We start from the raw sequence: 21,538 nt of genomic DNA on the forward strand, positions 1-21,538 counted from the left end.
AGTCCGGCCGAGGCGAGCACGGCTCGGACGGAAGGAACCGATCATGACGTCGATCACGGATCACTCTGGAGACGACGATCCGCTGCGCGAGCTCGAGCGTGAGTTCGATTCGGGCAGCGTCGCCGTGCTCGAGCGTGAGATGCAGGAGCTCGAAGAAGACGGCGACCACGATCGCTTTGCACACTATGTGCAGAAAGAGAAGATCATGGAGTCGGCCGTCAACGGCACTCCAGTGCGCGCGCTGTGCGGCAAGATCTGGACGCCCGGGCGCGACCCGAGCAAGTTTCCGGTCTGCCCTGAGTGCAAAGAGATCTACGAGCGCATGCGCGACGAGTGACCGCTGACCTCTGTCGCGTCAGCGGTCGCTCGTAGAGACCGGTCGCTCGATAAGACGGGTCACTCGAAAAGGCTGGGGATGGCCGGGTCGCCCTTCGAGAGACGGCGACCGTTGGCCGGCAGCTCCTGCAGCACCTCTTGGTGGTGTTCGCGCGCAGCGCGTGTGCCGTTCACCCCGACGTACGCCTGATTGGCCTCGCCCTTCGTGATCAGCGGCACCAGCAGCGAACGGTCGTTCGCGTCGCGGGCCGCAGACTTCTCGACCGCGATGATCTCGGCTGTTGCGCGCCCTCGCGCGCTGATCCGACGTGCGGCATCCTTGCGCCCGCCTTGGTGCGCCTTGCCGGCACTGGTCTTCTGTACCGGTGTCCAGGAGCCGTCGGCGTTCTGTCGGCTGGTCAGTTTGTAGACCATGCCTGCCGTGGGATGCCCTGAACCGGTCAGCACCGACGTGCCCACGCCGTAGCTGTCAACCGGGCACGCCTGCAGCGCGGCGAGCGCGTATTCGTCCAGATCGTTCGTGACGGTGATCTTCGTCTCGGTGGCGCCGAGGCTGTCGAGCTGCTGACGAACCGCGGCGACCGTGCTGGAGAGGTCTCCGGAGTCGATGCGCACCCCGCCGAGCTTCGGTCCGGCGACGCGCACCGCGGTCTCGACGCCCTGTGCGATGTCGTAGGTGTCGACGAGCAGCGTCGTATCGACGCCCATCGCTTCGATCTGGGCACGGAACGCCGCCTCCTCGCTGTCGTGCAGCAGCGTCCAGGCGTGGGCAGCGGTGCCCATCGTGGGGATGCCCCAGCGGCGTCCTGCCTCGAGGTTGGAGCTGGCCGCGAAACCGGCGATGTAGGCGGCACGAGTGCCGGCGACGGCCGCGATCTCGTTCATGCGTCGCGAGCCCATCTCGGCGAGTGGGCGCCCGTGGGCTGCGGTGAACATGCGGCTGGCGGCGCTCGCGACGGCGGAGTCGTAGTTGTACACGCTCAGCGCCAGAGTCTCGAGCACGACGCCGTGAGCGAAGTCGGTCTCGAAGGTCAGCAGGGGGGAGTGGTTGAAGTAGAGCTCGCCCTCGCAATAGCCGAAGGCGTTGCCGTCGAAACGGTAGTCGGCCAGCCAGTCGACGGTATCGGGGCGCACCACTTTGCCGTCGCGCAGAAAGCGCAGCTGGTCGTCGGTGAAGCGGAAGTCACGCACCGCCTCGAGCAGGCGGCCGGTGCCGGCGACCACGCCGTATCGTCGCCCGTTCGGCAGGCGGCGCGCGAAGAGCTCGAACAGACTCGGGACGTCTGCGGTGCCGTCGTGCAGGGCTGCGTCGAGCATGGTGAGCTCGTAACGGTCGGTGAGCAGAGCGGTCGATGCCGCTGTGGTGATGGAAGACACGTTCGTGGTGTGCATGAAGTCACTCTACACGCAAGTGCACCTGTTCAGACATGTATTCTAGAGTGCGTTCTCGTCGTGCCTCGACATCGGCCCGTGAGACAATTGGCCGCATGGGCCAGTCATTGATTCTCGCCAGTCACAACGCGCACAAGCTCACAGAGTTTCGCCGCATCGTCGCTCAGGCACTGCCTGGCGCCGAAGTCGAGTCGTACGAGGGGCCTGAACCCGTCGAGAGCGGGGTCACCTTCGAAGAGAACGCGCTGATCAAAGCCCGGGCCGCCGCCCGTCACGACGGGAGACCCACGTTCGCCGACGACAGCGGCATCGCCGTCGACGTGCTGGGCGGGTCGCCCGGCATTTTCTCTGCGCGCTGGGGAGGAGCACAGGCCGGCGACGAGTTCAACCGTCGACTCCTGCTGCAGCAGCTCGCCGACGTTCCCGACGAGCATCGTGCAGCCGAGTTCGTCTGCGCCATCGCGCTGGTGATTCCCTCCGAAGCAGGGCTGCCCCAGCGGGAGCACACCGTCGTCGGGCGCTGGCCGGGCAGTCTGCTGCGTGACGAGCGCGGCGACGGCGGCTTCGGCTACGATCCAATCTTCCTGCCGCGCGGCGAGCACCGCTCGTCGGCAGAGCTCAGCGCCGACGAGAAGAACTCGCTCTCGCATCGCGCCCGTGCCTTTCGGGCGCTGGTGCCGATTCTGCGTGACGAGTTCGGAGCCTGAGCCCGACCGCTCAGCTCACTGCGGGGGTGCTCGTTGCGAACAGCTGCTCGCGCACCGCACGGCGCAGCACCTTGCCGAGCATCGAGGTCGGCAGAGACTCGACCACGACGAACGCGCGCGGCACCTTGTACCGCGCCAGCGTGCGCCGACAGTGCTCCGCCAGCGTCTCGCGGTCGAGAGCGGCCCCGTCGCGCAGCACCAGAGCTGCGGTGACCCGTTCGTTGCCGCTCTCAAGTCGCTCTCCGACGACGGCGGCGGCACGAACGTCTTGATGGGTGCACAGCACCGCCTCGACCTCTGAAGGCGAGACGTTGAAGCCGCCGGTCACGATGAGCTCTTTGCTGCGGTCGACGATGCTGAGGTAGCCGTCTTCGGCCTGCACCACGATGTCGCCGGTGCGCAGCCACTCGCCGTCGATCAGTGTCTCTGCGGTGAGCTCCGGGCGCTGCCAGTAGCCGGCGAAGACCTGCGGGCCGCGCACCAGCAGCTCGCCCTCGCTGCCCGGCGCGGCATCCGCGTGCGGGTCGTCAATCTCGGCGATGCGGATGTCGGTGCTCGGAAACGGCACGCCCACGGTGCCCGGGCGGCGGCTCGGGCCGATCGGATTGCCTGCGATGATCGGCGACGCCTCGGTCATGCCGTAGCCCTCGACGAGCAGCCCGCCGCTGAGACGCTCCCAGCGGTCGACCAGATCGGCGTGCAGCGTCATGGCGCCGCTGATCGAGAATCGCACCGAGTGCAGATCGACGCGACCGGCTTCGGCCGCCGAACAGAGGCGATCGTAGATCGGCGGCACTGCAGGCAGAAAGGTGATGGGTCGTCGACGCTGTGCGGCGATCAGCAAGTCGAGGTCGAACTTGGGCTGCAGCGCCAGCGTCGCGCCCATGGCGATGCCGTAGGCGAGGCAGAGGGTGAGCCCGTAGGCGTGGAAGAAGGGGAGCACGCAGGCGAAGACCTCCTGGCCGCGTCGCAGGCCCGGCACCCAGGCCTCGCCCATCAGCTCGTTCGAACGCAGATTGCGGTGAGTCAGCATGGCCGCCTTCGGACGGCCTGTGGTGCCAGAGGTGTACTGCAGGGCGGCGAGATCGCCGAGTGCCGGCATCGGCCAGTCAGCAGGGATCGGCGCGGTGAGCTCGGTGAGGTCGTGAAAGCTCAGCACGGCCGCCTCACCTGGAGATGACAAGGCGGCGCGCATCGTGCGCGCCCGGCTGATCGGCAGGCGCAGTGCGAGGCGGGAGCGCAGCGGCAGCGCTTCGATGAGGTTGACCGCGATCAGATGCTCAGGGCGACGGTCGGCCGGGAAACCGGCGACGAGGTCGGCGACGGAATCCCACACGATCGCCACTCGGGCGCCGTGGTCGGCGAACTGTGCGCCGAGCTCTGCCTCGGTGTACTGCGGGTTGTGCTCGACCACGACCGCACCGATGCGCAGTACGGCATAGAACGCGACGACGTGCTGCGGGCAGTTCGGCATCACGAGGGCCACGCGGTCTCCGCGCTCCACTCCGAGGTCGAGCAGGGCCTGTGCGAGCCCATGCACCTGGGCGCCGAGGTCGGCATAGGTGAGCGTGCCGCCGAGGAAGTCTGTGGCGACTCGTTGGGAATATGCCGTGACGCTGCGCTCGAAGGCGTGCGAGAGCGTGTCATAGCGCTCGGGAATGTCAGCGGGGACGCCCTCAGCGTAGGAATCGATCCACGGGCGAGATGTCATGGTCACGGATACCTCCAGATGTGCGTGTCGAAGAGGCGGGGACTCGGCCGTCTCCGCTGACGTCGACCTGCTTTCAGAGTATCGGGGCACAACTTGTGAGATTCCTGTCTTTGCACAGAAACTCCGGTCTGTGTTCGGAGATTACCTCCAAAGTCGTCCTGTGAGGAGCCTTCGGCGAATCAGAGCCGGAAGATCGCAACGACCGCGCCGACGAGCAGCGGCAGCGCGAGCAGCCCAAGCATCGTGACGTTGAGCGCCAGACTGTCGCGCAGCACGGCGATGAACTCACGGATCGTGGCGCTGGGGCGATAGTAGCGAGCTGTGTGGCCGCCGACCGCCTGCCCTGGGATGCCCAGACGGCGCAGCAGCATTGCGGCACGAAACGCGTGGTAGTCGCTGGTGGTCGCCACGATGGGGCCGCGTACGTCGCGTGCCTGCAGCAGATCTTGAGAGAACCGCAGGTTCTGCTCTGTGGTGCGGGAACGGTCTTCGATCGCGACCTGATCATCAGGCACGCCGAGCGCCCGCAGCCGCTCAGCCATGGCATCCGCCTCGCTGCGCGGCTCGTCAGGCCCCTGCCCGCCCGACGCCACCATCAGCGGGGCCCGCCCATCGTGCTTCAGGCAGCGCTCGCGCACCCTGAGGCCGGCCCGAATGCGCTGTTCGATCAGGGGAGTGACCTCGCCGTCGCGCAGACCGGCGCCCAAGACGATCACCGCGGCCGCACGCTCGGAGCGATGCCACGCCACGGAGGCGTAGACCAGCGAGTAGAGCAGATAGGCGGTGAATGCGAAGGCCACGTAGCCGATCGGCGGCAGCAGCAGAATCAGCCAGATCATCGTCCACTGGCTCTGAGCCAGAACGGCAGCGACGCAGGCTGCGATGTATGCCAGCATCGCGAGGCCGGTCGCCAGCGACAGCAGATTGGCGAGTGTGCGCTGCTCGCGTCGCAGCATGGTGAGACCGTTGACGATGAGGTAGAGGGTCAGCACCAGCACCATCAGCAGCATCGCTCCCAGCAGAGAGAGCATGACCCAGCCGAGAATCGGAGAGCCGCTGTCGCTCTCGCCTGCGGGGCGCACCAGAGCGATTGCGGCGGGCACGGTCATCGCGAGAGCCGCGAGCCAGAGCACCCCGGTGCGCAGCATCCGGGCATCGCGCACGAAGCAGAACACGCCACTGGCAGCGAGCACGATGGGAACGATCATGATGAGCCTCTCTGTGGAACGCCCCTCAGCGTATGGTCTGGGGCACACGGACGGATCGTTCTCAAGGATGAGACGCAGAGATCAGTCTGCAGGCCGATGTGCCGCTGAGCGCGACGGCGGATTCTGGAACCATGCATGATACGAATTCGCAACCAGCCGGCGACGCGCGGCTGACCGCACTGAACTTGGTGAAGATCTATCACGACCCCGAGCACCCGGAGACACAGACCCCAGCACTCAACGGTGTGTCTCTGGTCGTGCGGCCAGGGGAGTCTCTGGCGATCATGGGGGCCTCGGGGTCGGGCAAGACGACTCTGCTGCATGTGCTCGCCGGCATCCTGACGCCGGACAGCGGGCAGGTGCTGCTGCATCTGCCGCAGACCGACGCATCGATCGAGGTCAGCGGACTGAACGAGCGAGACCGCACGCGGCTGCGACGCGAGCGCTTCGGCTTCGTCTTTCAGCAGGGGCTGCTGCTGCCCGAGCTCACTGCGGTCGAGAACGTGGCGATGCCGCTGATGCTTGACGGGGTCGGTCGACGCGAGGCTGAGTCGCTCGCAGCCCAGTGGCTCGTCTACCTCGGCCTCGCCGGCATGGAGCAACGGCGCATCGGGCAGCTCAGCGGCGGCCAGGCCCAGCGCGTCGCCATCGCCCGTGCACAGGTCACCGGTGCGGCCGTGATCTTCGCGGACGAGCCGACCGGCGCGCTCGACTCAGAGACCTCGGCCGAGGTGCTCGCCGCATTGCTCGACTCGACAGTGGCACAGGGGCGCACGCTCGTCATGGTGACGCACGATGCCGCTGTTGCGAGCAGATGCTCGCGCACCGTGCACATGCACGACGGCCGGCTGGTCAGCGAGCAGGTGGTGTCATGAGCGGGACAGACGTCGCACCGGCGCTGGCCTCTCCTCTGCCTGCACGCCGTCGTCGCGCCCGACTCTTCACCATCTGCTGGGTGCTGTGCCGGCCTGCTCGCAGCGACTGGGCCTCGCTGCTGCTGCCGGCGGTCGCGTTCGCAGTGACCACGGCGCTGGGGCTGACCGTGTTGGGCGGCACGCTGATGTTCTGGAGCTGGCAGACCGAGATCGCGCCGGTGTATCAGATGCTCAGTCTGCTGGCCGTGGTGCTGCTCGCCGTGCCGCTGGTGAGCCTGGGCGCTGCGGCCGCACGTCTCTCGGCTCGGCGACGCGACGAGCGGCTCTCATCGCTGCGACTGATCGGGGCGCCTGGCTCGACCGTCACGCTGCTGACTGTGTTGGAGTCGACGGTGACCGCCATGGTGGGCGCACTGGCGGGCTGCGTGCTCTCGACGGCGTGGCTGCCTCTGGTGGGGCTGCTGCGCTTCGGCGGTGCGCCCATTGGGGCCGCCTCGCTGTGGGTCGGGCCCGGACGGCTGGTGATCGCAGTCGGCGTCGTGGGCGCGATCGCGGCGATCAGTGCCGTGGTCGGCCTGCGTCGAGTGATCATCTCACCGCTTGGCGTGCGGATGCGACAGACCGCTCCGAGAATGCGCACCCGCCGGCTGGTGATCAGCCTGATCGTGCTGGCCGCCGCCGCGCTGGCCGCAAAGCTGGCCGGTGCGGCGACAAGCGTCGCGATCGTCGTCGCCGTGGCGCTCGGCTCGTTGATGATCGGGCTCATGATCCTCAACCTGCTCGGCCCATGGCTGCTGTCTGCCACCGCTCGACGCGGTGTGCGGCGCGCCACGACGGCCGACCGGTTGATCGCAGCGCGAGACACCCTGGAGTCTCCGGCGGCGGCCTGGCGGCAGGTCGGTGGTCTTGCGTCGATCACGTTCGTGGCGGTCATCGCCGGTGCGGGGCTGGCGATGGCAGGTGCTGCCAGCGCCGATGCCGGTGCAGAGGATGCCATGCTCATCACCGACATGCGCACCGGCGTGCTGCTGACGCTCGCGATCGCCTTCATGATGGTGGCCTGCTCGGTCGGTGTGAACCAGGCGGCTGCCGTGCTGGACCGTCGTGACCTGTACCAGGCGATGTCTGCGATGGGCATGGATCGTTCGACGATGGAGGCTGCCCGCCGCCGTGCGGTGTTCTCTCCGCTGACGACCGTGGTGGTGGTCTCAGCCCTCTGTGCTGTCGTGGTCGCGGGGCCGATCGTCGGCGTCGGCCTGTTCCTGCAGCCATTGGCGGTGCTCACCGTCGCACTGACCTTCGGGCTCGGGTTTGCGATCGTGTGGCTCGCGCTCGCGGCCACCCGGCCGCTGCTGCGGCAGGTGCTCGTTCGCGAATAGAGGTGCGTCAGCTGCGCCAGAGCGTGCCAGCGGGCTCTGATATCATGAGTGCGGAAGGCGGGACTTGAACCCGCACGCTCGAAAGCACAGGAACCTAAATCCTGCGTGTCTGCCAATTTCACCACTCCCGCGTGGCAGCGGGTGTGGTGAAACAGAGAACTGAGCCACCACTCCCGCGATGCAGCGGTTTCGGGCCGCTGAGACGTGGTGATTCTAGCAAAGCACCGTGGCCGCTGCCGCTGGGAGCACCGGACGTCTGGAGGTATTGACTGCCTGGTCAGCGTACTATCGAGAGCAGGTCAGCCTGCCGCCGATCGGCCGGCAGAGATGGGGTCACAGATGGTGTCGCGCAGAATCTACGCAGATCGAACCGAGCAGTCGTTCGAGAGCGCCGAGGAACGTCGGGCTCAGGGCAAGGCGTATCGAAAAGAACTGCCGATCGAAGAGCTGGGGCGGTACGTTCGCAGCGATCGAGACCCCGTCGCCATTTTGAAGAAGCAGGACGAAACGCGACTGCCCGATCTGGTGCCGCTTCGACATGAGCGCATGTCGGCATCCCCGTTCACCTTCTATCGCGGTTCGGCGCGCCTGATGGCCTTCGACCTGGCCCAGCAGCCGAACACCGGTCAGCAGGTCGTGGCCTGCGGCGATGCGCACATCAGCAACTTCGGCTTCTTCGCGTCGCCCGAGCGACGTCTCGTCTTCGATCTCAACGACTTCGACGAGGCCGCGCCAGGCCCGTGGGAGTGGGATGTGCGGCGCATGGTGGCGAGCGTGGTGCTTGGCGCGAAGGATGCCAACTACAGCGACGAAGACGTGCAGCATCTTGCCCAGCAGACTGCGCATGCCTATCGAATCGCCATTCGCAGTCTCTCTCAGCAGTCTGCGCTGGAGCGCTACTACCAGTCGATCGACGAACAGCTGATCGTCGACCGTCTCGATGCCTCGTCGCTGCCCGCCTTTCAGAAGGTGGCTGCGAAGGCACGGCGGCGCACCTCGGTGCAGGCTGTGACCAAGATGACCGAGCTCGACGAGAACGGTCGACTGCAGTTTCGAGAGGACGCGCCGGTGCTCACGCACCTCATCGATGCGCCTGCCCGCGATCTGCGCAAGCTCTATCGGGAGTATCTCGCCTCGGCCTCTCCCGACATCCGACTGCTGCTCGAGAAGTATCGACTCATCGACGGGGCCAGGCGTGTGGTCGGCGTCGGCAGCGTTGGCACTCGCTGCTACGTCGTGCTGCTGCAGGACGCCGTCGGCCAGCCGCTCGTGCTGCAGATCAAAGAGGCGGTCACTTCGGTCGTCACGGAGTTCAACAAGCCGAACGCGTCGACTCCCGACACGCTGCAGCGCCGAGAGCATAACGGCAAGCGCGTCGTCGATCATCAGCGCATCCTGCAGGCGGTGTCCGATCCGTTCCTCGGCTGGGGATCCGCAGGCGGGCATGACTTCTATATTCGTCAGTTCCGCGACATGAAAGGGTCGATCGACCTGTCGAAGCTCAACGCCCGCGGATTCGAAGAGTACGTCACAGGTTGTGGTCTGCTGCTGGCCCGCGCGCATTCGCAGAGCCCGGCTCTGCACTGGATCGCCGGATACCTGACGAAGGGTGTCAAATTCGACAAAGCGATGACTCGATGGTCGATGGCATACGCCGAGCAGGTGGACGAGGACTACAAGCGGTTCGTGGCCTGAGCATTGCCTGAGCAAGCCGCTCGCAGAGGGGATCAATCGCACAGGAGTGAGTCGACCCCGGTAGAGTAGTGGGGATATGGCTGACCTCGAAATCTCTGAACGCATTGACGCACTCCGTTCCACATACGGCGACATTCGCCAGGTGGTCGACCCCGAATCGCTGTCCCGGCGCATCGAGGAACTCAACGAGCAGGCTGCTGCGCCTGGGCTCTGGGACGACTCCGAACGCGCCCAGAAGGTGACGAGTCAGCTGTCGCACGCGAAGTCGCAGCTGCACAAAGTCGAGTCGGTCGGCCAGCGCATCGATGACCTGGAGGTCTTGGTCGAGCTCGCCAACGAAGAGAACGACGAGGCTTCGAAGCGTGAGGCAGAGCACGAGCTCGAGCAGTTGCAGAAGTCGGTCGACGACCTCGAGGTGCAGACGCTGCTGAACGGCGAGTACGACGAGCGTGGTGCCGTCGTGACGATTCGCGCCGGTGCCGGGGGTGTGGATGCGGCAGACTTCGCCGAGATGCTGCTGCGGCAGTACACGCGGTGGGCTGAGCATCACGGCCTCAAGCCCACGATTCTCGATACGTCGTATGCCGAAGAGGCGGGCATTAAGTCGGCCACCTTCGAGATCGATGATCCATACCTGTTCGGCAAGCTCTCGGTCGAGGCCGGTACGCACCGGCTGGTGCGCATGAGCCCGTTCAACTCGGCGGGCAAGAGGCAGACCTCGTTCGCCGCCGTCGAGGTGGTTCCGCTCGTCGCACCGACCGAGCACATCGACATTCCCGACGCCGACATCCGCGTCGACGTCTTCCGCTCGTCCGGTCCAGGCGGGCAGTCGGTCAACACGACCGACTCCGCTGTGCGCATCACCCACCTGCCCACCGGCATCGTGGTGAGCTGCCAGAACGAGAAGAGCCAGATTCAGAACCGCGCCGCCGCGCTGCGTGTGCTGCAGTCGCGCCTGCTCGAGATCCGCCGACAGGAAGAAGAGGCCACGAAGAAGGGCCTCGCCGGTGACATCAAGGCCAGCTGGGGCGACCAGATGCGCTCCTACGTGCTGGCTCCGTACCAGATGGTCAAAGACCTGCGAACCGGCTATGAGGTGAACAACCCCGACGACGTCTTCGACGGCGATCTCGACGGGTTCATCTCAGCCGGCATCCGCTGGCGCAAGGGAAGTGCACGGCAAGACTCATGATGATCAGTTTCGAGAACGTCTCCAAACGGTACAAGAAAGCCGACCGACCGGCCCTCGAAGACATCACCCTCGACATCGACAAGGGCGACTTCGTCTTCATCGTGGGTGCGAGCGGCTCAGGCAAGTCGACGATGATTCGACTCATTCTGAAAGAGGAGAAGGTCAGTGCCGGCGACATTCACGTGCTCGGCTACGATCTGCGTGCGATCTCGTCGCGGCGTATTCCGTTCTACCGCCGCAACCTCGGCGTCGTCTTCCAGGACTTCCGTCTGCTGCCGAGCAAGACGGCCTACGAGAACATCTCGTTCGCTCTGGAGGTGACCGGCAAGTCGGCCGGCTACATCCAAGAGGCCGTGCCAGACGTGCTGCGCCTGGTCGGGCTCGACGACAAAGGCGATGCCATGCCGCACGAGCTCTCCGGTGGCGAGCAGCAGCGTGTCGCGATCGCTCGCGCAGTGGTGACCAAGCCTGCGATTCTGCTGGCGGACGAGCCGACCGGCAACCTCGACCCTGACACCAGCGCAGGCATCATGAGCGTGCTCGAACGCATCAACGCCGGCGGAACGACCGTGCTGATGGCCACCCACGACACGACGATCGTCAACCGCATGCGCCGTCGCGTCATCCAGCTTGAGAACGGGCACCTGGTGCGCGACGAGCGGGACGCAGGCTACCTCGAAGAGAGCCCGGTCGTGGCTGCGGCTCAGGCGTCTGCTGCGGCTCGTGCCGCACATCCAGAGACACCCGCCGCCGCCGAACCGCAGCGCCGACGGTCGGCAGCGCCGACGTTCACCGCCGCATCGCTGCAGAGCGAGACGAAGCCCGCCGCCCGCGGCCCGCAGCAGGCCGACCGAGGCGCCGACGCATCCTCAGAGCGTGCCCAGCAGCCGCCGAAGACTCAGACGAGCAGCCAGCTGCCCGCCCAGTCTGGCAACCCGCTGCCCGCCCAGTCTGGCAACCCGGTCGAAGAGGCGCGGCAGTTCACGACCGAACGCATCGTCATCGAGACCGAACCCGTACTCGACGGGTCGGCACCTCCGCAGCAGGTCGACCACCTGCCGCCGCGCGTGCGGATGCCTCATCAGCCCACGTCGAACGGCACGACGGCGACTCCGCAAACGGATCGGCCGGCCACGCAGCCGACGACCGCGCCACGAGCCGCAGAGCCAGCACAGCCTGAGACCGGGCGCCTCGAGCTCGACGCCGAGGAGGACATCCAGGTGATCGCCTACGAATCGCAGCCGCTGACCGAGCGTCTGGGGCTTGTGGGCGGCAGCCAGCCCGCACCGGCACCCGCCGAGCGTGGGGCGCAGCAGGCGAACGATGCGCGATCAGCAGACGGGCGCGTCGATGACCAGCCCCGCGGCGCGCAGGGCGATGAGAGCGAGGAGCGTCGGTGAACTTCCGTCGAATTCTGGCTGAGACGCGAACCGGACTCAGCCGCAACATGTCGATGGTCGTCTCGATCATCCTCGTCACCTTCATCTCGCTGACCTTCGTCGGTGCGGCCGTGGTGCTGCAGCAGCAGATCAACTCGATGAAGACGTTCTGGTACGACAAGGCTCAGGTAGCGATCTACCTGTGCTCTGACACCTCGTCGGTCGATCGCTGCCCGCAGGGTGCCGTGACCGACGACCAGAAGCAGGCCATCGAGCAGAAGCTCGACTCGCCGCTGTTCTCGGAGTACGTCGACCGACACTACTTCGAAGACCAGCACCAGGCCTACGAGAACTTCAAGCAGCAGTTCTCGGACAACCAGGCGCTGAGCTTCGTCACCGAAGATCAGCTGTGGAGCACGTATTGGATCAACCTGAAAGATCCCACCCAGTCGCAGGTGATCATCGACGCATTCACGCAGGAGCCCGGCGTCGACCAGGTGCAGGATCAGAAGGCCTATCTCGACCAGATCTTCTCGGTGCTGAACGTCGGGTCGCTGACTGCGCTCGTGATCGCCGGCCTGATGCTCGTCGCCGCCATTCTGCTGATCACCACAACGATTCGTCTGTCGGCGTTCTCGAGACGAAGAGAACTCGGCATCATGCGACTGGTGGGCGCCTCGAACTTCTTCATACAGACGCCGTTCGTGCTCGAAGGTGTGGTCTCTGCTCTGATCGGCTCGGTGCTCGCCAGCGGCGCGCTGGCGGCCATTGTGAAGTTCTTCGTGCAGGGGTATCTCGCCAACGCGATGCCGTACACGGCGTTCGTGTCGCTGCACACCATCTGGCCGGTGTTCCCGATCGTCATCGGGGTCGGCGTGGTGCTCGCCGCACTTGCCTCGGGCTTCGCGATCAGACGCTATCTGCGAGTGTGACCTGATGTCGAGAGATCAGGGCGAGCAGCTCATCGCCAGCAACAAGAAGGCGCGACACGACTACACGATTCTCGACACCTATGAGGCGGGGATGGTGCTGACTGGCAGCGAGGTGAAGTCGCTTCGCGAGGGTCGCGCGACCCTCGCTGACGGCTACGCGTACATCGATCGCGGCGAGATGTGGATCGACAACGTGCACATTCCGCAGTATCTGAACGGCACCTGGACGAATCATGCGCCCAAACGCAAACGGAAGCTGCTGCTGCATCGTCAGGAGATCATCCGCATCGGGCGCGGGCTTGACTCGGCTGGCACGACGCTGGTGCCACTCAAGCTCTACTTCAAAGACGGTCGGGTCAAGGTCGAGATCGCTCTGGCGAAGGGCAAGCGAGAGTACGACAAACGCCAGACGCTGCGCGAGCGCCAGGACCAGATGGATGCCAAGCGTGCGATGGCGAGGATCAACCGGCGGAACGATCCCCGCTGAGCCGCGTGTTGTCGGTGTGCTGCGCGTGAGTTCGCGGTGCCCTCTCATCGGGTTCTCGGTGGCCTCGCGTTCTACGCGGCACTGGCCGCAGACATGGGGGCTCTTCCTGTCTGGTCTCGATGCCCTCCCACGAGATCGGGTGGTCCGCGAGAAAGTCACTGCAACTGCTTGATTGTCTGCCTTAGGTGAGGGTAGCCTTATTCGTGGTAGTGACGAAGTCTTCGACCAGATCGCCTCACACTTTGATCTGGCTCGGTGGCCAACTCTCGTGATCGGCGCGGTTCTTCAGATGCGCTGCCGATGCCACAATTGAATACTGGACGCACGTGAGGCCCCGCGAGAGCGGGGCCTCGCCATTTAAGGCGGTGTTGCCGGTAGATCGTTGTGGGTTGTGGGTTGTGGGTTGTGGGCTGTTGTGGGCTGTCGGCTGTGGGGTGTGGGGTGTGGGGTGTGGGGTGTGGACTGTTGACTGTGGCGTCGCGGTGGTCTCGCCGCGGGTGGATTCTAGTGGCGGATTCTTGTGGTGGATTCGTAGCCGCCGGGCCAGCTGTCGCCTCTGGGCTGTATCCATCCTTGCCCAGTGTCTTTCTGGTTCGTCGAGCCGTGCCATGTTCTTTCAACGCATCGAGTCATGCCAAATGCTCTCCCAATGCATCGAGTCATGCCAAGTTCCATGTCTGGATGGGCTGTGGCGGCATTTCTCATGTCTGGATGCGGGCGGGTCGCGAGAAGCTGGCTGTGCTGGAGCCGGCATGGGAATGCAACGGCCGATCTGGCGTTGTAAGATGATGAGTCCACCGTTCGGAAGCGATTTCGCACGGCGGCCAGTTGAAAACTGAAGAGGGGCCGATCGGTTTCGACACTGTCTTGATGATTGTGAGAAGCGGGCCGAGAAGGCGTGGATGATCTCGTAAACCAAGTCACGCAACCCAATAGGTGCCAACAACAAACGCACCGATTTCGCCCTCGCTGCGTAAAGCGAGCTAGAAATCCGTTCAACTGAGCATGCCTTCGCCTCAGACCTGAACGTCATTTAGAAGGCTTGCCGCCGCACCAAGTGGGAGGGTGCGTCGGGACTCTTCAAACCCACTGGGCTCGTCAGCCAGGCGTCTGTCACGACGGCTGGGGCCAAGTAGAACGCTAGACAGACTACGCCCGTAGAAGTCGCATGAAATGAGCAGTGGACCCGGGTTCGATTCCCGGCGGCTCCACTAGAAAACACTGGGCTCTCTTGCCTGATGTTGAAAAACTAGCCACCTGCGTTGAAAAACGTCGGTGGCTAGTTCCATGATTAGGGCATGGCATCCATTCGCGAGTACACGCGCAAAGACGGCTCCCGCACCTGGCGGGTGCTCTGGCGTGACCCCGACGACGGCGGCCAGCACTCGACCAGCTTCACCCGCGAAGCAGACGCGAAGCGGTTCAAGATCGTGCTCGAGCAGCACGGCGGCTCTTTCGAATCGGCGGGGCTCGCGATCGACCGAGCTCAGCGCGAAGGCGTCACCATGGGGCAGCTCTTCGACGCCTACATCAAGTCGCTGACCGCCCCGAGCGAGGACACGGTCGCTGGGTATCGGTCGATCCGCAAAGTGCATTTGCAGGAGCAGCTCGGCGCTATCCCGGTCGTCGACCTGAGCGCTGACGACCTGGTCTCCTGGATCCGGTGGATGCAGGGGCGTGCGAAGAGCGTGAAGACCATCTCGAACGCTTGGGGGAGTGTGCTCTCGCCGGCGCTGCGCTTCGCGGTGCAGCGAGGCATGCGCGAGGACAATCCATGCGACACGGTGCGACTGCCGAAAGAGCATGCGCGCACCACGCGTCGCATCAGGCCTCTCACGAAAGCCGAATATGACCGGCTCGAACAGGCGATGTGCCCGCAGTACCGGCTCTTCACCCGATTCCTCCTCGAGACAGGGATGCGATTCGGGGAGGCGACCGCGCTCACCTGGGAAGACATCGACCTCGACCCCGAGGTCGGGCAGCCGGTCGTGCGTGTCACGAAAGCATGGAAGGGCAGCTACGGGCATCAGGTGATCGGAGCGCCGAAGAGCGAGCACGGTGTGCGTGACATCGCGATCCCGCGCAGTCTCGCTGCGAAGTTGAACGCGCTGCCGCGGCCGCACCGCTCCGAGTTCGTCTTTACTAACCGCGCGGGAGGACACCTGACATCGTCGCTTTATCACCGGTTCGGGTGGAAGCAGGCGATCGAGACTGCTCGGCTGCCTGATGTGCGGCCGCATGACCTGCGGCACACGCATGCGTCGTGGCTGCTGCAGGCGGGGGTGGAGTTGTTCAAGGTGTCGAGGCGGCTCGGGCATGCGTCGGTGTCGATCACGGAGAAGGTCTACGGGCATCTAATGCCGCAGGCTCAGCAGGATGCGGTGGATGCTCTTGAGCGGATTATGGGTGCCTGACGATTCCCCTTGTCTACAAGGGGATCCTGCGAGCGCTGCTGCGCGATGCTGACTGCATGATGATTGATCCTGCTGTGGAGGCCGCGCACACTGATGATGAGATCGCGGAGCTCGAGGAGCGGCTGGCCTGGCTGAGGCGGTACCGGGCGCTGTGTGTCGGCGGGCCGGTGACGGTGGAGGTGTGGGGGCGGCGGGTGACGACGCTCGAGCAGGCGGTCGAGACCGTCACGCTCATGCCGAAGCGGTGAGGGTCAGTGATCTATGTCGTCAGTGATGATGGGCGTCCAGCCGCCGAGTGCCTCGACGGAGAGGCAAGTCTGGCAGCAGACGAGCCCGAAGCTCAGCGCCTCGAGCAGCAGATCGCGGTCGTGCCCCGTGTGCCAGTCGCCGGTTCGGGCGTCAGGTCCGGGGATCGCGCCGCAGTACGGCAGCAGGTCGCCGGGATTGCTGTAGAAGTGATGCACGACGTCGGTGGTGTGGTCGGTGGGAAGCATGTCTCCATCGTCTCACCGGGGTCTGACAACGTGTCAGACGCGGGAGGACACGCCGATGTGCGGCGCTTTGAAGGCAAGGCTAAAGTTAGACGGAGTCCGCGTTGCGCGCTTGCGCTGCCAGCGTGGACTTCTTTCGGACAAGCAAAGGATGGAGATGTCGCGTCTATCGGACCTGCTCCACATCGCGAGCAAGCTTGACCCGCAACTCGCGAAGGATTTGGAGAGGGAGATCGAGCCGCTCCAGAAGCGCCTCCCCTTCGGTCTGAACTTCGAGCGCCATGCGCCCGAGGCAGTCGAGCTGGCGGGCCATCGCATCCGCAAGGGAAACAAGGTCCGTGTGCTCCCTCCCAGGGGCTCGACGGAGCGGGGCGATCAGCGCCTCTGGCACGTCGACTCGATCAGTAGCGGCATAGCCGAGATCTCGACGCCGAACGGCGAGGAACGCGAGACGCAGTCCGTGCCTGTCGAGGACCTGGTCCTCGTCGCGGAGTTCCGCGACCGCATCTACCCCGGCCTCCGGCCCGACGGTTCCGTGGAGCGTGGCGGCGACAAGCCTTTCCACACGGTGATCAACGGCGAGAACTTCCACGTTCTTGAGCTGCTTACGTTCACGCATGAGCACTCGGTGGACGCGATCTACATCGACCCGCCCTACAACACCGGCTCCCGCGACTGGAAGTACAACAACGACTACGTCGAGGGTGATGACCTCTACCGGCACTCAAAGTGGCTGGCGTTCATGGAGCGTCGTCTGAGGCTCGCGAAGCGGCTGCTGAAACCCGAGGACTCTGTCCTGATCGTCACCATCGACGAGAAGGAGTACCTTAGGCTTGGATTACTGCTGGGGCAGGTGTTTCCGGGCGTCCCAACACAGATGCTATCTACGGTAATCAACCCCAAGGGAGCATCGCTAGGTCGAGATTTCGCCAGGGTGGACGAGTATGTCTTTATTCTGTACATCGGTAGAGCCGGCGTCCATGCAGAAACTCGCGACATGCTCGATGAGGGAAAGAACAATGCGCCCAGCACTTCGGTGAAGTGGTCGAGTCTCATTCGCGGAGGAGCTCAGGGGATCAGAACTGATAGTCCTGGCGCGTACTACCCTGTATTCGTTGATCCCTCAAGGAAACGCATCCATTCTTTCGGCGAGGCTTTGCCTTGGGATCGAAAGAGAAGCCAAGTCAAAGCCCCGCCTGGGACTGTCGCGGTGTGGCCGCCGAATCATCCGAGCGGAGTGGAAGGTCGATGGGGTATCGGCCCAAGCAAGGCCGCAGAGCTCTACGCAATAGGGGCGCTGCGCCTCGGAAGGATTGATCTGGAGAATCAGCGGTTCCCGCTTTCCTACCTGTCCTCAGGAATCATGGCGAAGGTGGAGAGCGGAGAGATTATCACCGAAGGCCGATCTAGTGATGGAACGCTAATCGTTCGCTACCCTGCCGGCAGCAAGACAACCCAGCCGAAGAGCGTTTGGAAGATGCCCAGCCATAACGCTGGTGAGTACGGCAGTAAACTGCTCTCAGCTATGCTTCCACAGCGCAAGTTCCCGTTTCCCAAGGCGCTATATGCCGTCGAAGATTTACTTCGCTTTTTTGTTTCTGAGAAGCCAAATGCTGTCATCCTCGACTTTTTTGCGGGATCTGGAACAACAGCACACGCCGTGATGCGTATCAACAAGCAAGATAGCGGACGGCGCCAATGCATTTCTGTGACGAACAACGAAGTGTCCGCCGACGAGCAAATCAGATTGAGAAGCCAGGGCCTACGTCCAGGTGACCTGGAGTGGGAGAAACTCGGTATCTGCGAGTACATCACCAAACCGCGCATCCGTGCGGCGATTACGGGCCTCACGCCGGAGGGAAGGTTCATCGAAGACAACTACAAGTTTGTCGATGAGTTCCCGATGGCTGAGGGGTTCGAGGAGAACGCCGCCTTCTTCACTCTGACGTACGAGTCGAAGTGGCTCGTCGGCGTGGACCGCGCGTTCGCGGCGATTGCTCCGATGCTGTGGCTACGCGCCGGTGCGGTCGGCTCTCGCATCGACTCGATCGAAGGCGGATGGGCGATCGCTGACAGCTACGGCATCCTTCGCGACCTTGACCAGGCCGCCGACTTTGTCGAGGCGCTGCGCGGGAGAGGCGGCATTCGGATCGTGTACGTCGTCACGGACGACGAGGGGCGGTACCAGCAGGTCGCCGACGAGATCCGCGGCGTCGAAACCGTCCGCCTATATGAAGACTACCTCCGCAACTGCGAGATGACGGGGGACTTCTGATGCGCTTCACGCTGAAGGACTACCAAGCGGACGCTGTCGGTGACACGCTGCGCGAACTGACCTCTGCGCGGGACTTCTACCGCAGCGCGAGCAGGCGAGTCTCGTCGGTGGCGCTGACGGCTACGACGGGCGCCGGTAAGACGGTCATGGCTGCGGCCGTGATCGAGTCGCTGTTCTGGGGCAGCGACGACTTCGACGTCGTGCCCGACGAGGGCGCCGTGGTGCTGTGGTTCAGCGACGATCCCGCCCTGAACCAGCAGACTCGGCACCGGCTTGAGCAGGCCTCGGACCGCCTGCGGAACAAGCTCGTCACCGTGGAGCATCCGTTCCGGTACCCGAAGCTGCTTCCGGGCCGCGTATACTTCCTGAACACGTCGAAGCTTTCGCGCAACAGCCTACTCGTGCGCGGGCACGACGACTCGAACACGCTCGACGGCATGCAGTCGCACCCTGACACCGTGCCGTTCACGTTCTGGGACACGCTGCGGAGCACCATCGAGGATGACGACCTCACGCTCTACATGGTCCTCGACGAGGCGCACCGCGGCATGGGCAAGCGCCCGTCGGACACGCCGACGATCGTCAAACGACTCATCAACGGTCATGCCGACGTACCTCCGATACCGATCGTCTGGGGCATCTCAGCGACTGTCCAGAGGTTCGAGGAGGCGATGAGTGAGGCGGAGGTCCATTCGAATCGCGTTCACCTCGCCACGGTTCAGGTTGATCCTGTGCGCATCCAGGAGTCTGGCCTGCTCAAGGACGACATCGTTCTGGACTTCCCAGCAGAGACCGGCGACTTCAGCACGGTGCTCCTGCGCCGCGGTGTGCGCAAGGTCAAGGCGATATCGGAGGCCTGGGCCGCGTATGCCTCTCGACAAGGCGAAGATCCAATCAGGCCTCTGATGGTGCTGCAGGTACCGAACAAGCCGTCGCCGACAGAGGTGGCGGGGGCCATCGACGTGATTCGCGACGAGTGGCCGGAACTTGAGGCGGATGCGATCGCACATGTCTTCGGTGAGCATACGGCGCAGGCCTTCGGACCATACAGTGTGTCGTACGTGTCGCCCGAACGGGTGCAGGATGCCTCGCATGTCCGTGTGCTGCTCGCCAAGGATGCGATCAGCACAGGCTGGGACTGCCCGCGAGCAGAGGTGATGGTGTCGTTCCGTCCGGCGAAAGACGAAACGCACATCACTCAGCTGCTGGGTCGGATGATCCGCACGCCCCTTGCGCGACGTATCGAAGGCGATGACCTCCTCAATAGCGTCGAGTGCATTCTGCCTCGGTTCGACCGGACGACCGCAAGCCGTGTCCTCGAGAGGATCATGGGCAACGATCTGACATCCGGCGGCGATACCGGCCAGCGCGTGCTGGTGGATCCGCAGCTGATGGTGCCCAATCCAGCGGTGCAGGACGAAGTCTGGGAACTGTTCCAGAAGCTGCCGGCGGAGACCTTGCCTCGCAAGCACGCGAATCCGATCAAGCGGGTCACGAATCTCGCACATGCGCTGGCTGCAGATCGGCTGCTTGCCGACGCAGGGAAGCTCGCTCATGAACGACTTCACGGTGTTCTGGATGGGCTGTCCGCCCAGTACGCGCGGGATCTCGCCAAGGCCGTTGACGATGTGCTGACTGTTGCTGGAGGCACTGTTCGCGGGCAGGCACGGCACGGACTTCGGCAAGACAGCTCCTGGCAGGAAGTCGCTGATGACCGCGCGATCCAGGATGCCTATCGAACGGGAGCTCGCACGATTACGCCTGATGTCGCGCGAACCTATTTAGAGCATCTTGCCGCCGAGGCTGACGATGAGGATGCTTATCGAGATGCGAATGTGCGTGTTGCCGCACTTGCGACGTTGCCGCAGACGCGTCCTGCACTTGACGCGGAGGCAGACCGTATTGCCCAGGAGTGGCTCGGGCGCTATCGCGTTGCGATCAAGGATCTCCCTGAGTCTCGGCAGAGTCTGTATGCCGAGATCACTGCGATGAGCACTGATCCTCAGCTGATATCCATGGCCTTGCCGAAGAATCACCAGGAGGAGACGAAACGCGTTGTCGATGATGTTGAGCAGCTGCTCGAGTCTCGATCGCTGCACCTTCTCTCCGATGAGGAGGGGATGTTCCCTGTCGGCAAGCTCAACCCGGATGAGATAGAGGTACTCGATACCGAGATGGGGCGTTCCGGTGCTCTGGCCTGGTATCGCAACCCGATTGGCGGCCGGGACTCGATGAGTATCGCCTACCAGGATCGCCACGGCGAATGGCGGACTCTTCGTCCTGATTTCCTGTTCTTCAGCGATAGTGATGAAGGCGTTCGTGCGAGCATTGTCGACCCGCACGGCCACTGGCTGCCAGATGCAACGTGGAAGCTTCATGGCATGGCGCGGTTCGCTGCGCTATACGGTGATCAGTTCCATCGAATCGAGGCGATTTCGCGGATCAACGGCAAGCTGCGAGTTCTTGACTTCCAGCTGGCAGAGGTTCGTGAACAGGTGCTTGCTGAATCTGACGCGAGTTTCGCCTATGACCGGGCTTCTGTGGAGTACTGAGCTGGCACGCTGACGTCAGCGCCGGCTTACTGCTGAGGTCGAGTGGCGCGGCCACGCCACCTGCTGCCACCAGCCGTGGTTTTCCGGAGCTCCACCCGCCACCCCTCGACGAGCATGGCGCGCTGCACGTCGGAGACACGGCGTGCACGAATCACCCAGCGGCCGATGAGCACACCGCCGTGGCTGATCTCGAGACGCATCACCCCGTCGCTGTAGTCCCCGGTCGCGTCTGCCTGCATGAGACCAGAGTGACAGCACCCCCGGACATGCAGAAAACCGCCCCGCACCCTCCGGAGAGGAATGCGGGGCGGAACTGCGGCGGCGGACGGTTATTCGCCGTCGATTGCTGCGGTGAGCACGGCACGGTCGCCGCCACCAGCAGTGAATGTTTGTGCGAGCTGCGCGACCTGCTGCGGGATTTCGGCCAAATTCGCGCGACGCTCCTGCTCGGTGAGCACGTCGATGCGGTGCTGTGCAAGCTCTTCATCTGTAAGGGTTTTGAGATCCATGGTC

At 64.3% G+C, this 21,538-nt stretch carries 19 protein-coding genes, 1 tRNA gene and 1 other RNA gene; 14 read left to right on the forward strand and 7 right to left on the reverse strand.

What is annotated here, in order from left to right; genetic code table 11:
• Positions 1-43: 43 nt before the first annotated feature.
• On the forward strand, positions 44-337 hold the full coding sequence (locus F8O06_RS02560; protein WP_158037296.1) for a DUF3039 domain-containing protein: 294 nt from the start codon (positions 44-46) through the stop codon (positions 335-337).
• Positions 338-396: 59 nt separating this feature from the next.
• Here the strand turns inward: F8O06_RS02560 and F8O06_RS02565 are convergent, their stop codons facing one another.
• Positions 397-1,728, reverse strand: a complete 1,332-nt coding sequence (locus F8O06_RS02565; RefSeq protein WP_158037297.1) for a nicotinate phosphoribosyltransferase — start codon at positions 1,726-1,728, stop codon at positions 397-399.
• A 95-nt stretch (positions 1,729-1,823) separates the two neighbouring features.
• Between F8O06_RS02565 and rdgB the strand changes: the two genes are divergently transcribed.
• Entirely contained in the window at positions 1,824-2,435 is a 612-nt protein-coding gene (gene rdgB, locus F8O06_RS02570; RefSeq protein WP_158037298.1) for an RdgB/HAM1 family non-canonical purine NTP pyrophosphatase, read from the forward strand.
• A 10-nt stretch (positions 2,436-2,445) separates the two neighbouring features.
• On the opposite strand, the gene F8O06_RS02575 is transcribed toward rdgB, so the two are convergent.
• Positions 2,446-4,146: a long-chain-fatty-acid--CoA ligase gene (locus F8O06_RS02575; RefSeq protein WP_158037599.1), complete on the reverse strand. Its 1,701-nt coding sequence runs from the start codon at positions 4,144-4,146 to the stop codon at positions 2,446-2,448.
• 179 nt (positions 4,147-4,325) lie between these two features.
• Entirely contained in the window at positions 4,326-5,354 is a 1,029-nt protein-coding gene (locus tag F8O06_RS02580) for a YdcF family protein (protein ID WP_158037299.1), read from the reverse strand.
• A gap of 131 nt (positions 5,355-5,485) precedes the next feature.
• Between F8O06_RS02580 and F8O06_RS02585 the strand changes: the two genes are divergently transcribed.
• Both F8O06_RS02585 and F8O06_RS02590 read left to right on the forward strand, forming a co-directional pair.
• On the forward strand, positions 5,486-6,229 hold the full coding sequence (locus F8O06_RS02585) for an ABC transporter ATP-binding protein (RefSeq protein WP_158037300.1): 744 nt from the start codon (positions 5,486-5,488) through the stop codon (positions 6,227-6,229).
• Positions 6,226-7,608, forward strand: a complete 1,383-nt coding sequence (locus F8O06_RS02590; RefSeq protein ID WP_225733343.1) for a permease — start codon at positions 6,226-6,228, stop codon at positions 7,606-7,608. The genes F8O06_RS02585 and F8O06_RS02590 overlap by 4 nt, the downstream gene beginning before the upstream one ends.
• A 49-nt stretch (positions 7,609-7,657) precedes the next feature.
• Here the strand turns inward: F8O06_RS02590 and F8O06_RS02595 are convergent.
• Positions 7,658-7,739: transfer RNA gene (locus F8O06_RS02595), tRNA-Leu, on the reverse strand.
• 208 nt (positions 7,740-7,947) lie between these two features.
• Here F8O06_RS02595 and F8O06_RS02600 point away from each other — a divergent pair.
• The 8 genes from F8O06_RS02600 to F8O06_RS02635 all read left to right on the forward strand — a co-directional run bounded on the left by F8O06_RS02600 (position 7,948) and on the right by F8O06_RS02635 (position 15,955).
• Complete coding sequence (locus F8O06_RS02600) at positions 7,948-9,303, forward strand: DUF2252 domain-containing protein (protein WP_192496808.1); 1,356 nt, start codon at positions 7,948-7,950, stop codon at positions 9,301-9,303.
• Between the two features lie 76 nt (positions 9,304-9,379).
• Positions 9,380-10,495 carry a peptide chain release factor 2 gene (prfB, locus tag F8O06_RS02605; RefSeq protein ID WP_158037302.1) on the forward strand — a complete coding sequence of 372 codons (1,116 nt, stop codon included), beginning with the start codon at positions 9,380-9,382 and terminating at the stop codon, positions 10,493-10,495.
• Positions 10,492-11,895 (forward strand): cell division ATP-binding protein FtsE, encoded by a 1,404-nt coding sequence (gene ftsE, locus F8O06_RS02610; protein WP_225733344.1) that lies wholly within the window; start codon positions 10,492-10,494, stop codon positions 11,893-11,895. The genes prfB and ftsE overlap by 4 nt, the downstream gene beginning before the upstream one ends.
• On the forward strand, positions 11,892-12,806 hold the full coding sequence (ftsX, locus tag F8O06_RS02615; RefSeq protein WP_225733345.1) for a permease-like cell division protein FtsX: 915 nt from the start codon (positions 11,892-11,894) through the stop codon (positions 12,804-12,806). Before ftsE ends, ftsX begins: the two co-directional genes overlap by 4 nt.
• Positions 12,807-12,810: 4 nt before the next feature.
• Positions 12,811-13,293, forward strand: coding sequence for an SsrA-binding protein SmpB (gene smpB, locus F8O06_RS02620; RefSeq protein WP_158037303.1), 483 nt, complete (start codon positions 12,811-12,813; stop codon positions 13,291-13,293).
• An 842-nt stretch (positions 13,294-14,135) separates the two neighbouring features.
• Positions 14,136-14,507, forward strand: a transfer-messenger RNA (tmRNA) gene (ssrA, locus tag F8O06_RS02625).
• Positions 14,508-14,591: 84 nt separating this feature from the next.
• On the forward strand, positions 14,592-15,707 hold the full coding sequence (locus F8O06_RS02630) for a tyrosine-type recombinase/integrase (RefSeq protein ID WP_158037304.1): 1,116 nt from the start codon (positions 14,592-14,594) through the stop codon (positions 15,705-15,707).
• A gap of 56 nt (positions 15,708-15,763) precedes the next feature.
• Positions 15,764-15,955: a hypothetical protein gene (locus tag F8O06_RS02635; protein ID WP_158037305.1), complete on the forward strand. Its 192-nt coding sequence runs from the start codon at positions 15,764-15,766 to the stop codon at positions 15,953-15,955.
• Positions 15,956-15,958: 3 nt separating this feature from the next.
• On the opposite strand, the gene F8O06_RS02640 is transcribed toward F8O06_RS02635, so the two are convergent.
• Entirely contained in the window at positions 15,959-16,201 is a 243-nt protein-coding gene (locus tag F8O06_RS02640; protein WP_158037306.1) for a hypothetical protein, read from the reverse strand.
• A gap of 148 nt (positions 16,202-16,349) precedes the next feature.
• On the opposite strand from F8O06_RS02640, the gene F8O06_RS02645 reads away from it, so the two are divergent.
• Complete coding sequence (locus F8O06_RS02645) at positions 16,350-18,473, forward strand: DNA methyltransferase (RefSeq protein ID WP_225733346.1); 2,124 nt, start codon at positions 16,350-16,352, stop codon at positions 18,471-18,473.
• On the forward strand, positions 18,473-21,025 hold the full coding sequence (locus tag F8O06_RS02650) for a DEAD/DEAH box helicase (protein WP_158037307.1): 2,553 nt from the start codon (positions 18,473-18,475) through the stop codon (positions 21,023-21,025). Before F8O06_RS02645 ends, F8O06_RS02650 begins: the two co-directional genes overlap by 1 nt.
• Before the next feature lie 26 nt (positions 21,026-21,051).
• Here F8O06_RS02650 and F8O06_RS02655 read toward each other — a convergent pair whose 3' ends face one another.
• Together F8O06_RS02655 and F8O06_RS02660 are read right to left on the reverse strand one after the other, a co-directional pair.
• Positions 21,052-21,264, reverse strand: a complete 213-nt coding sequence (locus F8O06_RS02655) for a hypothetical protein (RefSeq protein ID WP_158037308.1) — start codon at positions 21,262-21,264, stop codon at positions 21,052-21,054.
• A gap of 90 nt (positions 21,265-21,354) precedes the next feature.
• On the reverse strand, positions 21,355-21,534 hold the full coding sequence (locus F8O06_RS02660) for a hypothetical protein (RefSeq protein ID WP_158037309.1): 180 nt from the start codon (positions 21,532-21,534) through the stop codon (positions 21,355-21,357).
• Positions 21,535-21,538 lie beyond the last annotated feature (4 nt).

Origin of the sequence: Pseudoclavibacter sp. CFCC 14310 (assembly GCF_008831165.1) — a bacterium.
Lineage (GTDB): Bacteria > Actinomycetota > Actinomycetes > Actinomycetales > Microbacteriaceae > Pseudoclavibacter_A.

What these genes read in the sequence shown, in the direction of transcription:
- F8O06_RS02575 (WP_158037599.1), bottom strand. Translation starts at nt 4,146, where the DNA reads ATGACATCTCGCCCGTGGATCGATTCCTACGCTGAGGGCGTCCCCGCT.
- F8O06_RS02645 (WP_225733346.1), top strand. Translation starts at nt 16,350, where the DNA reads ATGGAGATGTCGCGTCTATCGGACCTGCTCCACATCGCGAGCAAGCTT.
- F8O06_RS02565 (WP_158037297.1), bottom strand. Translation starts at nt 1,728, where the DNA reads ATGCACACCACGAACGTGTCTTCCATCACCACAGCGGCATCGACCGCT.
- F8O06_RS02650 (WP_158037307.1), top strand. Translation starts at nt 18,473, where the DNA reads ATGCGCTTCACGCTGAAGGACTACCAAGCGGACGCTGTCGGTGACACG.
- ftsE (WP_225733344.1), top strand. Translation starts at nt 10,492, where the DNA reads ATGATGATCAGTTTCGAGAACGTCTCCAAACGGTACAAGAAAGCCGAC.
- rdgB (WP_158037298.1), top strand. Translation starts at nt 1,824, where the DNA reads ATGGGCCAGTCATTGATTCTCGCCAGTCACAACGCGCACAAGCTCACA.
- smpB (WP_158037303.1), top strand. Translation starts at nt 12,811, where the DNA reads ATGTCGAGAGATCAGGGCGAGCAGCTCATCGCCAGCAACAAGAAGGCG.
- F8O06_RS02560 (WP_158037296.1), top strand. Translation starts at nt 44, where the DNA reads ATGACGTCGATCACGGATCACTCTGGAGACGACGATCCGCTGCGCGAG.
- F8O06_RS02590 (WP_225733343.1), top strand. Translation starts at nt 6,226, where the DNA reads ATGAGCGGGACAGACGTCGCACCGGCGCTGGCCTCTCCTCTGCCTGCA.
- F8O06_RS02600 (WP_192496808.1), top strand. Translation starts at nt 7,948, where the DNA reads ATGGTGTCGCGCAGAATCTACGCAGATCGAACCGAGCAGTCGTTCGAG.
- F8O06_RS02640 (WP_158037306.1), bottom strand. Translation starts at nt 16,201, where the DNA reads ATGCTTCCCACCGACCACACCACCGACGTCGTGCATCACTTCTACAGC.
- F8O06_RS02585 (WP_158037300.1), top strand. Translation starts at nt 5,486, where the DNA reads ATGCATGATACGAATTCGCAACCAGCCGGCGACGCGCGGCTGACCGCA.
- F8O06_RS02630 (WP_158037304.1), top strand. Translation starts at nt 14,592, where the DNA reads ATGGCATCCATTCGCGAGTACACGCGCAAAGACGGCTCCCGCACCTGG.
- F8O06_RS02660 (WP_158037309.1), bottom strand. Translation starts at nt 21,534, where the DNA reads ATGGATCTCAAAACCCTTACAGATGAAGAGCTTGCACAGCACCGCATC.
- F8O06_RS02580 (WP_158037299.1), bottom strand. Translation starts at nt 5,354, where the DNA reads ATGATCGTTCCCATCGTGCTCGCTGCCAGTGGCGTGTTCTGCTTCGTG.
- F8O06_RS02635 (WP_158037305.1), top strand. Translation starts at nt 15,764, where the DNA reads ATGATGATTGATCCTGCTGTGGAGGCCGCGCACACTGATGATGAGATC.
- prfB (WP_158037302.1), top strand. Translation starts at nt 9,380, where the DNA reads ATGGCTGACCTCGAAATCTCTGAACGCATTGACGCACTCCGTTCCACA.
- F8O06_RS02655 (WP_158037308.1), bottom strand. Translation starts at nt 21,264, where the DNA reads ATGCAGGCAGACGCGACCGGGGACTACAGCGACGGGGTGATGCGTCTC.